Source organism: Pseudovibrio sp. POLY-S9, from assembly GCF_001431305.1.
GTDB lineage: Bacteria > Pseudomonadota > Alphaproteobacteria > Rhizobiales > Stappiaceae > Pseudovibrio.
Map to the genome: position 1 here is coordinate 13,400 of NZ_LCWX01000260.1, position 13,076 is coordinate 26,475.

General features: G+C 48.8%; 12 protein-coding genes. 3 read left to right on the plus strand and 9 right to left on the minus strand.

Annotated elements, in window-relative coordinates:
- Positions 1-44: 44 nt before the first annotated feature.
- The 7 genes from PPL9_RS29065 to PPL9_RS29095 all read right to left on the minus strand — a co-directional run bounded on the left by PPL9_RS29065 (position 45) and on the right by PPL9_RS29095 (position 8,091).
- On the minus strand, positions 45-821 hold the full coding sequence (locus PPL9_RS29065) for a transporter substrate-binding domain-containing protein (protein WP_057465986.1): 777 nt from the start codon (positions 819-821) through the stop codon (positions 45-47).
- 255 nt (positions 822-1,076) lie between these two features.
- Positions 1,077-1,853, minus strand: coding sequence for a transporter substrate-binding domain-containing protein (locus PPL9_RS29070; RefSeq protein ID WP_057466173.1), 777 nt, complete (start codon positions 1,851-1,853; stop codon positions 1,077-1,079).
- A 417-nt stretch (positions 1,854-2,270) separates the two neighbouring features.
- Positions 2,271-3,047: a transporter substrate-binding domain-containing protein gene (locus PPL9_RS29075; RefSeq protein WP_057465987.1), complete on the minus strand. Its 777-nt coding sequence runs from the start codon at positions 3,045-3,047 to the stop codon at positions 2,271-2,273.
- Positions 3,048-3,309: 262 nt separating this feature from the next.
- A complete protein-coding gene (gene glp, locus PPL9_RS29080) occupies positions 3,310-4,548 on the minus strand; it encodes a gephyrin-like molybdotransferase Glp (protein ID WP_057465988.1) in 1,239 nt (412 codons plus the stop codon).
- Between the two features lie 105 nt (positions 4,549-4,653).
- The gene (gene mobA, locus PPL9_RS29085) at positions 4,654-5,295 is read right to left on the minus strand and encodes a molybdenum cofactor guanylyltransferase MobA (protein WP_082597168.1); all 642 of its coding nucleotides are present in this window, start codon (positions 5,293-5,295) and stop codon (positions 4,654-4,656) included.
- A 188-nt stretch (positions 5,296-5,483) separates the two neighbouring features.
- The gene (locus PPL9_RS29090; protein WP_057465989.1) at positions 5,484-5,942 is read right to left on the minus strand and encodes a BLUF domain-containing protein; all 459 of its coding nucleotides are present in this window, start codon (positions 5,940-5,942) and stop codon (positions 5,484-5,486) included.
- 214 nt (positions 5,943-6,156) lie between these two features.
- Positions 6,157-8,091, minus strand: a complete 1,935-nt coding sequence (locus tag PPL9_RS29095) for a bifunctional 2',3'-cyclic-nucleotide 2'-phosphodiesterase/3'-nucleotidase (RefSeq protein WP_082597169.1) — start codon at positions 8,089-8,091, stop codon at positions 6,157-6,159.
- Positions 8,092-8,743: 652 nt separating this feature from the next.
- On the opposite strand from PPL9_RS29095, the gene apbC reads away from it, so the two are divergent.
- Entirely contained in the window at positions 8,744-9,877 is a 1,134-nt protein-coding gene (apbC, locus tag PPL9_RS29100; RefSeq protein ID WP_057466175.1) for an iron-sulfur cluster carrier protein ApbC, read from the plus strand.
- Positions 9,878-9,982: 105 nt separating this feature from the next.
- Here apbC and PPL9_RS29105 read toward each other — a convergent pair whose 3' ends face one another.
- Positions 9,983-10,891 carry a LysR substrate-binding domain-containing protein gene (locus tag PPL9_RS29105; RefSeq protein ID WP_057465991.1) on the minus strand — a complete coding sequence of 303 codons (909 nt, stop codon included), beginning with the start codon at positions 10,889-10,891 and terminating at the stop codon, positions 9,983-9,985.
- A gap of 574 nt (positions 10,892-11,465) precedes the next feature.
- On the opposite strand from PPL9_RS29105, the gene PPL9_RS29110 reads away from it, so the two are divergent.
- A complete protein-coding gene (locus PPL9_RS29110; RefSeq protein WP_057465992.1) occupies positions 11,466-11,645 on the plus strand; it encodes a Flp family type IVb pilin in 180 nt (59 codons plus the stop codon).
- Positions 11,646-11,700: 55 nt separating this feature from the next.
- Here the strand turns inward: PPL9_RS29110 and moaA are convergent, their stop codons facing one another.
- On the minus strand, positions 11,701-12,735 hold the full coding sequence (moaA, locus tag PPL9_RS29115; RefSeq protein ID WP_057465993.1) for a GTP 3',8-cyclase MoaA: 1,035 nt from the start codon (positions 12,733-12,735) through the stop codon (positions 11,701-11,703).
- A gap of 189 nt (positions 12,736-12,924) precedes the next feature.
- Between moaA and PPL9_RS31735 the strand changes: the two genes are divergently transcribed.
- Positions 12,925-13,076: gamma-butyrobetaine hydroxylase-like domain-containing protein (locus PPL9_RS31735; protein ID WP_152986882.1), on the plus strand; the 152-nt coding region annotated here is incomplete at its 3' end.

Genomic DNA, 13,076 nt, shown 5'->3' on the forward strand with positions numbered 1-13,076 from the left:
GGGAAACTGGTCCCGCCGTCAGAGTGTATTGCAGCTTGACGCCATCACTCTCCGTAGGCGTCAAAGTCGAAATATTTGTCGTTGATCTCTTTGTACTTTCCATTCTCACGTAAAGCAATAACCGCTTTGGAGAATAGGTCTGCCAAGTCTTGGTCGTTCTTACGAACGCCTACACCAACGCCTTCACCATGTATCTCTGGAATAGGTGACATGGTACCGAGCAGTTTACAGCAATTGCCTTCCTCTGACTTCAACCAGTCAGAAAGAACAACTACGTCATCAACTGCAGCGTCAAGTCTACCACTTTCCAAATCGAGTTTATATTCATCAGCAGTAGGGTACAGAGACACTTCTGATTTAGTCAAAATGTCTTCAGCAAACACTGCGTGTGTCGCGCCAACCTGCGCGCCGACAAGAGCACCAGACATTCCTTCAATGGATGCCTCAGTGATCTTGCTATCGTTTGGTACTGCCACTCCCGGAGGAGTCTGGTAGTATTTTTCAGAGAACTGAATGCGCTGCTTCCGTTCTGGTGTGATGGACATAGATGCCATGATCGTGTCGTACTTGCCTGCAACGAGGCCAGGGATCAATCCGTCCCAGTCAACCGGCATCCATTCACATTCAACCTTCAGTTCGGCGCAAAGCGCGTTGCCCAGTTCAATCTCAAAGCCAACCAGCTTGCCATCGGCAGTGGTGTAGGCAAATGGAGGGTACGAGGCTTCAGTACCAATTCGGACTTTGGTCCATTCCTTTGCCTGAACCTGAGTTGAAGCAAGAAGTGCGAGTGTTGCAACAGTGGCAAAGCGCATGAAGCCCATTTGTATTCCCCTTTGTAAATTCTTGGCAGGGGTCATCAAGATGGCTCCCTGCACAGCCGGGGCGCATATTTAAATGGAAGAAATAAGATTTCAACCTATTTGAGTAGGGGTGTCAGCAGAAAATAGCCAATTCATTCCATCTTGAGAGGAGTAAGTTTCCATTCTGATCAGTTTTGGGCATGGTTGTTCCACAAAACGGTGATGCATCACAGAAACTTTCCCCAGCTTCGAATCTTTCTTGGCTCGTTTCAGCTGTTACTCGCCAAACGCATCCTGAGAGAAATACTTGTCATTGATCGTCTTATAGGTGCCGTTTTCACGAATTGTGAGAATAGCCTGAGAGAAGCGATCTGCCAGCTCTTCCTGACCTTTGCGAACGCCAACACCGATGCCCTGACCGTGTAACTCAGGCTGGATTGGCAAAGAGCCGATGATCTTACAGCAAGAGCCTGCTTCAGAATCCACCCAGCTCTGCAAAACACTCAGATCATCAATCACGGCATCCAGACGACCGTTTTCGATATCCAACTTGTACTCTTCAGAGGTCGGGTACAGTGACACATCAGCGTCGGAGTAAATCTCTTCCGCCACAACAGAGTGCGTGGTGCCGCCCTGTGCCCCAATCAACAGGCCTTCCAGAGCATCTGGAGTGATATCGGAAACGGGAGAATCCTTAGGCACTGCAATGGTTGATGGCGTGTTGTAATAGCTGCGAGAGAACGAAATGCGCTCTAGCCGCTCTTCCGTGATGGACATGCTGGCGATGATCGCATCGTATTTACCAGCAACCAGACCTGGGATCATGCCATCCCACTCCTGCGTGCCCCATTCACACTCAACCTTCATCTCAGCGCAAAGTGCATTACCAATCTCAACATCAAAGCCAGTCAGAACACCATCTGATCCTGTGAAGTTAAATGGAGGGTAAGCACCTTCTGTCGCAATACGCAGTTTGGTGATCTCATCTGCCTGAAGGGCTGAAACAGCAGTGAAGCTCATAAGTGTGGCAAGCGCCATACGGGCAAAAGACATCTGTGTATCCTTGTTCTTTTTGGCAGAGTGGTCATTTTGGTTGTGCTCTGCATTTGTTGCCAAGGACACTATAAAAAATGCGCGGGACTTCAACTGAAATAACGGAGATATCGGAAGAAAAATGCGACATGTGCCGTTATTGTGAAGTGATATCCGGTAATTCGACGGGTTGTGTGGAGGGAATATTTCTCCCGCTTTCTGAGCTAAGTGAGAAAACTATGTCCCTTCACACTCAGAAGAGCGGGTTTGAGCTTTCCCGGAATCAATTACAAATCGCCATTTTGAGAGACTAAATGAGCCATTCTGCCAAACTGGTGACTTTGACTGGTCAAATTGGCAAAATAAAACCCTCGGGGGCAAAGCACCCGAGGGTCTCAAAACCGTCAGCTGATAAATCAGCTGAGTGCCAAGTTACTCTTATTCGCCGTAAACGTCGAACTTGAAGTACTTGTCGTTGATTTCTTTGTATTTGCCGTTTGCACGCAGAGCAGCGATGCCCTTGGTGAACAGAGCTGCAAGATCTTCGTCGCCTTTACGAACGCCGATGCCTGCGCCTTTACCGTGGATCTCTTCAACGGACTGCATCGTGCCAAGGATCTTACAGCAAGAACCCTTGTCAGAGCTGATCCACTGTTCCAGAGCCATCACGTCGTCAACCACAGCGTCAACACGGCCATTTTCCAGATCTAGCTTGTACTCTTCAGAAGTTGGGTAAAGAGCAACGTCGGAGCCGTTCAGGATCTCTTCAGCGAACTGAGAGTGCGTGGTGCTACCCTGTGCGCCAAGACGAACGCCTTTGAGGCCTTCTGGAGAGGCTTCGCTCAGCTCGGAATCTTTGCGTACTGCGATGCCTGGAGGAGTGTTGTAGTACTTCTCAGAGAAGGAGATCTTTTCCATACGCTCTGGAGTGATGGACATGGAAGCAAGGATGGTGTCGTACTTGCCAGCAACCAGACCAGGGATGATACCGTCCCAGTCCTGAGTAACCCATGTACACTCAAGCTTCAGCTCGTCACAAAGAGCATTGCCAATCTCAATGTCGAAGCCAGTCAGTGTTCCGTCAGCGGTGGTATAGTTGAATGGAGGGTAGGCGCCCTCGGTGCCCATGCGAACCTTTGTCCATTCTTTTGCTTCCGCGCCAGAAACTGCTGCCAACGCAATTGCTGCTACTGCTGCCAAACGCATAATACGCATATTATGTCCCCGAATTAATTATCTTGGCAGGGTTTCTTAAGGTAGGCCCCTGCATAACCGGAGCTTATGTTTCACTAAAAGTATCCGTAGATCAACCTATATGCTGGGCATATTAGGCTAATTAATAGCAAAATGACGATGCTTCGCGGTAATATCTTGCAATATTTCGCAGCTTTGAGGGCAAACTTGTTAAAATTGCAACCAGTGATCTAGGCGTGGAAAAATGGCTCGCACGCGATTCTGAAAATGCAAGCCAGCAGAGTTACCTAAGGCCAATTTCATCAAAGCTGATGAACGGAACAAGATCACCCTTGCGAACAGAAGTCATATCTTCTGTCAACTCAATGAAACCATCGCCGAAAGTTAGAGAAGATAACAAGGCTGATCCGTCACTGTGATACTTGGTCAGTTTAAGAGTGCCATCTTCAACCACACGGCGCCCGCGCAAAAACTCACGACGTCCAGCTTTGCGGCCAGAAATCTCAAAATCCGCAGCGATGTATTGGCGCAGCGCTTCAATGAAGTCAGCCCCAGCAAGTGCTTCAATCAACGGGCGCGCAAGGAAGGCGAAGGCGACAGTGGCGGCCACAGGATTGCCCGGAAGACCGATAAAGACGCAATCAGGCAGTTCGCCCACCATGAACGGGCGTCCGGGCTTAACAGCCAAGTGCCAGAAGGTGGTTTTGCCAAGCTTGGAGAGCGTTGCAGAGACGAAATCCTTATCACCACCTCCAGCACCGCCAGAGGTCAGGATCACATCACATTCTTTGGAGGCTGCTTCTAACGCAGTTTCCACAACATCACGTTGATCTGCCAGAATGCCGAGATCCACCAGCTCTACCGGCAAATTGACAAGCATACCGCGCAGCAGGAAGTGGTTCGTGTCGAAAATTTGCCCGTCCTGCCGCGTTGTTCCTGGACGGATCAGTTCATTACCCGTTGAAAATACACCAACCTTCAGCCGGCGGTATGTTTGCAGTTGGCCAATACCGATGGAGGCAGCCGCGGCAATCTCCTGCGGGCGCAGCACAGTACCTGCCTTCACTATAGGTGCGCCTTTGGTCTGGTCTTCACCTTTGCGACGGATATTGCAGCCAGTCGGATAGCTACGAGAAAGCTGAACCAAACGTACTCCATCGCTTTCACTCTCTGAGCAATCTTCTTGAGGAACAACAAAATCGGCTCCTTCAGGAACCGGTGCTCCCGTAAAAATCCGCGCAGCTTCTCCCGGTTTCAGCGCGGCTTCCGGCATGGAGCCAGCAAAGACTTCCATGACCACCGGAAAGGATGTCTGCTCGGACGCACTTTGAGCAATCGCGTAACCATCCATTGCAGAGTTATCAAGCGGAGGAAGGTCGCAGGTTGCAATGATGTCGTTGGCAAGAACACGGCCATACGCCTCGTAAAGCGATGTTTCTTCTGCAGTGACTTTGCAGTGACCTAAATCTCGCAAATGAGAAAGGGCTTCGTCAAAGCTCAGACTGGGCGTTTTCGTGTTCATGTCTATTCCGGAAACTTGAGTACGCGTGTTTCTTTATTTACCAGAGTCACGCCTTAGGATTTGGCAAAAATCAAAGATCTCACAGGCATCTGATCGTTTTGACGACTATTGCACCTGTAATTGAGCAAGATGCTCAAGTGCGACGGGAACATCTTCTGGCGTGTTGATGTTAAAGAAGGGATCAACAGCATTCTGAAGTTTGAATTCCACGATGACTGGCGGATGGTTTTCAAAAAAGCCTTTGATGCTACGACCACCCTTCAAAAGGTACTCTTTCAAAGGGTCTGCTAAGGCCACAGGCCACAAGCCAAATGCAAAGTGGTCGCGCCCACCGCTGGAGCAAATGATTGGGGCGCCTGCATTCGTTTTTCTGCTGGCAGCAAGCGTCTCCACCAGGTCCGTTGGAAAAAACGGCGTATCAACTGCCACAGTCACAACATCGGATGCGTCAGGAGTGTTTTGTCTTACCCAACTCAATGAACTGTGAACACCAGCCAATGGCCCTAGATGGCCTTCAAGCTCATCTGAAAGCATAGGCAATCCCAAACTTTTGTGAAGGTCACTTGGCTCATTCACGCTCAAAACACTCTGTGCGACTTGCCCATGCAAGCGGGAAGCAACATGTTCCAGCAAAGCCGTGCCATTCAGGTCTAGTAATGCTTTATCAGAGCCGCCCATGCGTCGGGACTTCCCGCCACAGAGGATACAACCGATCACTTTGTTTCGCTTTTCTGTTTCAACAGACATACCTGATTTCCCACTTAGGCCTGACGCGCAAATCATCAAAGCTACTTGTGAAGCAGGATAGGGCAGGGTGCAAAGTGGCATCCAGTCGCAAACCACAAGAAAACGCTCCTAAAGGCAATGGGAGGAGAGGTGCCTTTAAGAGCGTCTGGGAGCGGTGGTCATGCCACCTTGGGGAACAAGTATTGGGACTACATGAGTGCAAGGCGGCTGGTCAGCTGACTTTCGCTCATGTTCATTGAGAGCAGAAGCAGCAACTCCATCACTTCCTCGCTACAGGTGCGGTCAGGATGGGCAAGGAGATTGCCGAAAAACTTGGGATACTGACTATCTGCTTCCTCACGAAGATCGCAGAAATGCATCCAGCAGTTATGAAAGAGCCTGAAATCCTGCTCTTCATTGGAGAGAACGGTCAGATCAGAATGCCGCTTATCCTCAAGCACACACTCAAACGTTCGCTTCACTAAGGGCCAAGGGCCTTCCAAAAGCTGAAAGATATGATTGTCTGTCAGGATCAGGGCGCCGGTAACGCCTGCCATCGAATTGATGCGCCGAATACGGGTCAACGACCGCTCAACTTCCTCATCGAGGCTATAGCGAAGCGCAGGCCAATGAATGCGGCTGCGATAACATAATTGCGTAACACTCATTGTCAGATCCTCCGGTTCATGAAAGCCTGACAGCAAATTCTTCTAAAAATGTAAAATACAGTGTTTAAAACATTGATACTTCTTGCTTTTTGCGAAAAAAAGAAAAGGCGGAGCTCATGGCCCGCCTTCCCAAAATCATGTAAGTCATTCAGACTTAGAGCGTATCGCCGCACAGTGGTTCCGATTTTCGGATAACGATACGCCTCAGTCAAAATTAAAGCGTAATGCGGTACATGGCAAAACCGTCTTTGCCTTCACCCGCAGCCTCAATCTGAACGCCCTTCACACCTTTCATGTGCTTTTCAGCAGCAGGTCCGGTCTCAAACAGAACAGTCGTGTCAGCAACAGGCGTGAACTTCCAGTTCGCATCTGCAGACGGGTTAATCGTTCCCTGGTCCACAATGTAGCGAACAATCACATCGCGGTTTGTGTCCGGGCCAACAAAGATGATCACATCATCATTGATGCCAGGGAAATTACCACCACCACCAGCGCGATAGTTGTTGGTTGCAACAACAAACTTCTGATCCATATCGATTGGCTTACCTTCGAATTGAAGGTTTACGATACGGTTAGAATCTGGATGTGCAACATTGCCTTTGCCGTCATACTTAGAAGGCTGTGTCAGGTCGATTTCGTAGGTAACACCGTCAATCACATCAAAGTTGTAAGAACGGAACTCAGCGTCCAGCAACACCTGGTCTTTCTTACCTGCTTCAATCTGGTTGAACATACCAGCAGAACGCTCAAGCCACTCCTTCACGTCTTTACCGGTGATCAGCACTGCACGTGTTGTGTTCGGGTAAAGGTAAAGGTCAGCAACGTTCTTAATTGCGATATCACCAGCAGCAACGTCAGTATAGTAGTCCGCACCACCGCGACCACCTGCTTTGAACGGAGCAGCAGCAGAAAGTACTGGCAGGCCAGCCCACTCGGTGTCCTTAAGCATTTCCTTGGTGTACCAGGTTTGTGCCTTGGAAACGATCTGAACAGACGGATCATCAGCCACCAGTGCAAAGTAGGAATGCAGCGGAGCAGAGGATTTGCCCACAGCGCGGCGCACATAAGAAAGTGTCTTTTGGTGATCATCCTCAACCGCTGCCAGCACTTCTTCATCACTGGTAACAAGAGGAATACGCTTACGACCTTCTTTCTTATAGATAGACGGTACGTCTGTGGTGAAGTTTGCAATGCGCCAGCCGTTGTTGCCGTCGCGCTCAATCATCAGATCGATGACACCAAGGTGAGAACCCCAGAAACCACCCATAGCAGCTGGTTTGCCTTGCAGCGTGCCTTTGACAGCATCAACGCCAGAAATGCCTTCATAGCTAGGACCCGGGAAGACATCGTGCTGGTGACCCGTAAACAGAGCATCAATGCCTTCAACACCAGCGATGTGTAGTGCAGTGTTTGCAGCGCCGTCTTCATGTTCGCCACCAGCGATACCACCATGGCACAACGCGATGATGAGGTCGCAGCCTTGTTCCTTCATTTCTGGAACCCATGCACGCGCAGCATCCACCATGTCACGAGTGTTCGCTTTGCCAACCAGGTGACGGGAGTCCCAGTTCATGATCATTGGAGGAACGAAGCCAACAAAGCCCACTTTAATCGTGTGCTCGATGCCAGCACCGTCTTTGATCTTCTTCTCAACAATGGTGTACGGCTTCAGGAACAGATCATCCTTACGGCCATTGGAAGCAAGGGTGGTACCTTTGGATACGTTGGAGGAAACAACTGGGAAGTTTGCTCCGGAAAGAACCTTCATCATGAAGTCCAGACCGTAGTTGAACTCATGGTTACCCAATGTACCAGCGTCGTAACCCAGCACGTTCATGCCTTTGATGACCGGGTGCACATCACCTTCGCGCATGCCGCGCTCGTAAGCAATGTAATCCCCCATTGGGTTGCCCTGCAGAAAGTCTCCATTGTCAACCAGCATGGTGTTGGTTGCTTCAGAGCGCAGCTTTTTGATGATAGTTGCTGTGCGAGCAAGGCCAGCTGTGTCCATTGGGCGATCAGCATAATAATCATATGGAGCGACGTGGACGTGGAGATCGGTTGTTTCCATCAAACGCAAGTGCGCGGTGTTCTCTTTTGCAAGAACAGAATATGGATGCACCATTGCAATGGCACCGGTAGCGGCCATGCCTCCCAGCACGCTACGACGATTCATCAAAATAGGATTAGACACGATTGCCTCCTAGCCCGTGGAAAATGCAGAACATAATTGTCAGCATGAATTTTGCCCGCCCCTCCAGCTTCTGGTGGCAAAAGCAAGAGGGTTCTTAAACCCCTAAATACCATGCATTCCCCTCAGTTTGTGGGCCTAATGTATCAGGAGCATGAAACAGGTTCTCCAATGCGTAAGGCAGATCCCCTAGGTGGCGCGCTAATCCTCAGAAGACGTTAGGTTTTATCTGCAACGAAAGATTTTGCGCCAACCGCAAATATCTGTGAATTTGTGTTGGTGAGCTCAACTTTGCGTGAACTTCGCTCAACTGATGGCACCCAGTTTTGGCAAAACGGGTTGCGAATGTGCAAAGGACAAATAACGTCTTTGATGAATTCTGTATTGCTCTATTCATCTTGAGACGTATACCAAGATATAAAAGAACCATAGGCAAAAGCTTGTACATTCAGTTTGCAGGCATATTTACCTTCAAGATCATATTATCCCTCTCTGCAATGCAGAGCTTCACAGGGTGTGCACAATGGACAACGACAAATCTAAAGGATTGTGGGGGCGCCTCAAAGGCGGGTTCACATCAGGCAAGAACCATAAGGATACTGAAGAGGCTATGGCTGGGTTGACGCAGGAGCGCGTTCTCGAAGTGCTCAAACAGGTTAAATCGCCTGATGGCAAGAGCAATATTGTTGATCAGGATCTGGTTGCAGACCTGTTTGTATCAGATGGTCGTGTCGTCTTTTCTATCAGAGTACCTGCAGAGCGAGCTTCAGAACTTGAAGGGCTTCGTCAGGCCGCCGAGAAGGTTGTGTCGGTGCTTTCTGGTGCTGAAACGGTCCTCGTTGCACTTACAGCAGAAAAACAACCTGGTTCTCCATCTACGCAACCACCTGCTGCACGCAAAGCCCCGCCGAAAGGTGCCCCAATGCCAGCAAAACAGGAAGTGCCTGGCGTAAAACACATTATTGCTGTTGCATCAGGTAAAGGTGGGGTTGGTAAATCAACAACATCAGCCAATCTCGCACTTGCTCTTTCTGCAATGGGCTTGAAGGTTGGTTTGCTGGATGCTGATATCTACGGCCCATCTATTCCAAAGCTTATGGGAGCATCTGGGCAGCCGGAAGTTCTTGAAAACCGTATTATGAAGCCTCTGGAAGCCCATGGCATCAAGTTGATGTCTATTGGTTTTCTTGTAGAAGAAGAAACAGCCATGATCTGGCGCGGCCCAATGGTGGTGTCTGCCCTCAATCAGATGCTGCGCGAAGTTGACTGGGGTGAGCTGGATGCACTTATCGTTGACCTCCCGCCTGGAACGGGTGATGTACAGTTGACTATGGCTCAAAAAGTACCTCTTACAGGTGCTCTGGTCGTTTCAACACCACAGGACCTTGCGCTTCTGGATGCACGTCGTGGTATTGCTATGTTTGAGAAAGTCGCGATCCCTGTGTTGGGTATCGTAGAAAACATGAGTCACTTTGTCTGCCCAGACTGCGGTGGCACGCATGAGATCTTTGGTCATGGTGGTGCAAAAGCAGAAGCTGAGAAGATGAAAGTCCCGTTCTTAGGTGAAGTGCCTTTGACGATGGAAATCAGAGAGCAATCTGATACAGGCACTCCAATCACAGTGAGTAATCCAGATAGCCCAATCTCTAAGGCATACGGCATCATTGCTGCTGGCCTGTGGCAGGGCGTCCTTCAACCCACTGGAGATGCAGCAAGGTCAGCACCCAAAATCGTTGTTGGTTGATCAGGATTAATCTGTTTCTTTGAAAAAGTTTCGCTTAGACGGCAGGTAGTCATTTCGTTGACATCTGCCGTTTCTGTTTGCAGTGCCCAGTTCTACGAAATGCAATTATGAAAGGCAGAGCTCATCAAGTTCTGCCTTTATCCATTCAATGAATGCCTTGCACTTATGCTTTTGAAATGAACTTTCCAAACCCACCAGCATATAATGAGCAGTTGCGGAAATTTCAAAATCGAATGGGTTGGTCGACAGACCCAGTCGAGCGTCATGCGCGCATAAAACTTTTCGACCCAGAATAACACCAGCCCCCTCAATAGCAGCATCCTGAGCGTGATCAATTTGAGAAAAGTGCATTCCTTTCTCTGACCAGGAGGCTTTGGAAACTCCTGCAGTCTTCAACCACTCCTTCCATCCTGGTGCGTTCAAGAAGGTCGCCATGCTGTCTTCATGAAGCAAGGTAAAGTTCTTTAAGTCGGCGGGCTCACGCATCTCTTTCGCCAGCCGAGGTGCGCACATGGGCGTAAGAAAATCCTCAGCAAGAACATCAATATGCAAACCCGGATATGGTCCTCGCCCGAAGCGAAGCCCGAGATCAACATCGTCCTTGTAAAAATCCACAAGCTTCAAATTAGCCGAGATGCGCAGTTCAATTTCAGGATAAGCCTCCATGAAACGATAAATCCGAGGTGCAATAACTTTGGATGCCGTACCTGGGCCCGTGGATATAACGAGGACTTTATCCTGATCTAATCCTTTAATGCGAGCGACAGCCTCGCTGAAGTTTTCTAACCCTGCTTCAACGCCTGGCAACAACTGGTGTCCAGCTGAAGTAAGCTCAATCGCCCGGTTTAGGCGTGTAAACAACTGGGCCTGCAGCTGATCTTCAAGCATTTTGATCTGATAACTCAAGGCCGACGGCGTTAGCCCAAGCTCATTGGTCGCCTTAGCAAAGCTCATGTGACGTGCCACGCATTCAAAGGCTTTGAACGAGTTGAGAGGAGGAAGAGAATAACGCATTTCGCCTCAAGAAAACTGATCTGATTGCTTGAAATTACTCGTTTGTCAGCATCTTCGACACAAGACTATTGTTCAACGAAATGCGGTAAGGAGCATAAGGCAATGAGCTATCTGGCGAAAGAAACCTTCCAAGATCAAAACGAACCAACTGAACTGCTAATGCATCGACTTTTAATGCAAGGCCGCTACGCACGATCACACGCATTTCACCTCTTCTGGCGAGGTCTTTGGAAAGACTCGAAGTTGAAGAGAAAGGGAGATTAACGTTTTGAGTTGAAGAAACAAAACTATGCACTGCGAAAACTGGTAACTAATAGACTGAGTAAATAAATAGTAAATGCATTGTATAAAATTTTATACAATGAAAAAATTATTTAAATCAATAAGTTAATGGCATTATGTGTGTGCTGAATTTGTAGTGTTAAACATGCGCTGCTGATAATAGTGCTTATGCCCAACAAACTTAAATTGCTCCGCAAATTTGATTCATAAATTGGCAAGAAATGAGAGCCTAGGTTGCAGCTAGTCCCGATGAGGAGTGGGGCTTCTAGGGTTCAATACGGAGTTTAAAACAATGTTCGCTAAATTTCTTAAGGACGAGTCAGGCGCAACTGCAATTGAATATGGTATTCTTGCTGCATTCATCGCTGTTGCCATCATTGGAGCAGTCACTATTCTGGGCGACGATTTGACTGCTGTGTTTGATAACATCTCAACACAGCTTGAAGGTGCGAAAACAGCAGCGCCTAACTAACTTTGGAAGAAATGCCCAGCTAAAGATTGCTGGGCATTTCTCGCTCGTGATAAACTTACCCGCCCGTCATACTCATATGACGCGTTCCAGTTGCAGACTTGTTATCACGGTCGATAATAAAGTCATGCCCCTTAGGCTTTCGTGCAATCGCTGATTCAATCGCTTCCGAAAGCACTTCATTCCCTTCAGATGCTCGTAGTGCCGCACGCAGGTCTTTTTGATCTTCTTGGCCAAGGCACATGAACAACTGCCCGGTACAGGTCACACGGACGCGGTTACAGCTTTCACAGAAGTTGTGTGTCATTGGGGTGATGAAACCAAGACGTCCACCAGTCTCTTCAATCTGCATATAGCGAGCAGGGCCGCCGGTCTTATATGGAATGTCTGTCAGTGTGTACTTGGCGGAGAGTGCTTTACGCACGTCGCTCAGCGGCAGATACTGCTCATTACGGTCCCCATCAATCTCACCGAGTGGCATGGTTTCGATGAAGGTAAGGTCGTGCCCACGTTCATGCGCCCATTCCAGCATCGGGATGAGCTCATCCTCGTTGAAGTTCTTCAGTGCAACAGCATTCAGCTTGATCTGAAGACCGGCTTCCTGAGCAGCCTTAATGCCATCGAAAACCTTCTGAATATCACCCCACCGTGTAACATCCTTGAACTTGTCTGCATTTAAGGTGTCGAGAGAGACGTTGATGCGACGCACACCTGCTTCATACAGTTCTTGAGCGTAGCGTTCGAGCTGCGTACCGTTCGTGGTAATGGTGAGTTCATCAAGTGCGCCGCTATCCAGATGCCGCTTCAGGCCGCAGATGAAGCTCATGATATTCTTACGAACCAACGGCTCCCCACCTGTGAGGCGGATTTTGCGGACGCCTTTTTCAATGAAAACAGCGCAGAGGCGATCCAGCTCTTCCAGTGAAAGAACGTCTTTCTTGGGAAGGAAAGTCATGTGCTCGGACATGCAATAGACGCAGCGCAAATCACAACGATCAGTCACAGAGACGCGAAGATACGTCACGGCGCGGCCGAACGGGTCAATCAATGCTGGGTGGGCACCCTGCTGTTTGTCCTCGGCATATTGCCCCATGGAAACCTCCACTCACGTATCTCTTTAGACGACGAATTTAACAATTCTAATGTAGTACGCAATGAGTTAGCGTCAATCCATCAGTAAGGAGTTCCAGTGGATTTAACTAGAAATATATCTTAGAACCACAGGTATAATTCCTAAATCATCAATACTGAGTTCCATGAACTTGGGCAAGGATAAAAAAATATGTCGGATACACGCTGGCCTACGCAAATCCACCTAAAAAACCAAGGCAAAAATCTTGAAATTACTTTTGATGATGGCCTTGAAGTCTCGTTTACCTCGGAGTTTCTGCGAGTAATGTCCCCATCAGCAGAAGTGCAAGGGCATACTCCAGA

Bases quoted from the DNA above. Each gene is read 5' to 3' on its own strand.
- PPL9_RS29065 (WP_057465986.1), bottom strand. From the start codon at position 821: ATGGGCTTCATGCGCTTTGCCACTGTTGCAACACTCGCACTTCTTGCT.
- PPL9_RS29070 (WP_057466173.1), bottom strand. From the start codon at position 1,853: ATGTCTTTTGCCCGTATGGCGCTTGCCACACTTATGAGCTTCACTGCT.
- PPL9_RS29075 (WP_057465987.1), bottom strand. From the start codon at position 3,047: ATGCGTATTATGCGTTTGGCAGCAGTAGCAGCAATTGCGTTGGCAGCA.
- glp (WP_057465988.1), bottom strand. From the start codon at position 4,548: ATGAACACGAAAACGCCCAGTCTGAGCTTTGACGAAGCCCTTTCTCAT.
- mobA (WP_082597168.1), bottom strand. From the start codon at position 5,295: ATGTCTGTTGAAACAGAAAAGCGAAACAAAGTGATCGGTTGTATCCTC.
- PPL9_RS29090 (WP_057465989.1), bottom strand. From the start codon at position 5,942: ATGAGTGTTACGCAATTATGTTATCGCAGCCGCATTCATTGGCCTGCG.
- PPL9_RS29095 (WP_082597169.1), bottom strand. From the start codon at position 8,091: ATGGCCGCTACCGGTGCCATTGCAATGGTGCATCCATATTCTGTTCTT.
- apbC (WP_057466175.1), top strand. From the start codon at position 8,744: ATGGCTGGGTTGACGCAGGAGCGCGTTCTCGAAGTGCTCAAACAGGTT.
- PPL9_RS29105 (WP_057465991.1), bottom strand. From the start codon at position 10,891: ATGCGTTATTCTCTTCCTCCTCTCAACTCGTTCAAAGCCTTTGAATGC.
- PPL9_RS29110 (WP_057465992.1), top strand. From the start codon at position 11,466: ATGTTCGCTAAATTTCTTAAGGACGAGTCAGGCGCAACTGCAATTGAA.
- moaA (WP_057465993.1), bottom strand. From the start codon at position 12,735: ATGGGGCAATATGCCGAGGACAAACAGCAGGGTGCCCACCCAGCATTG.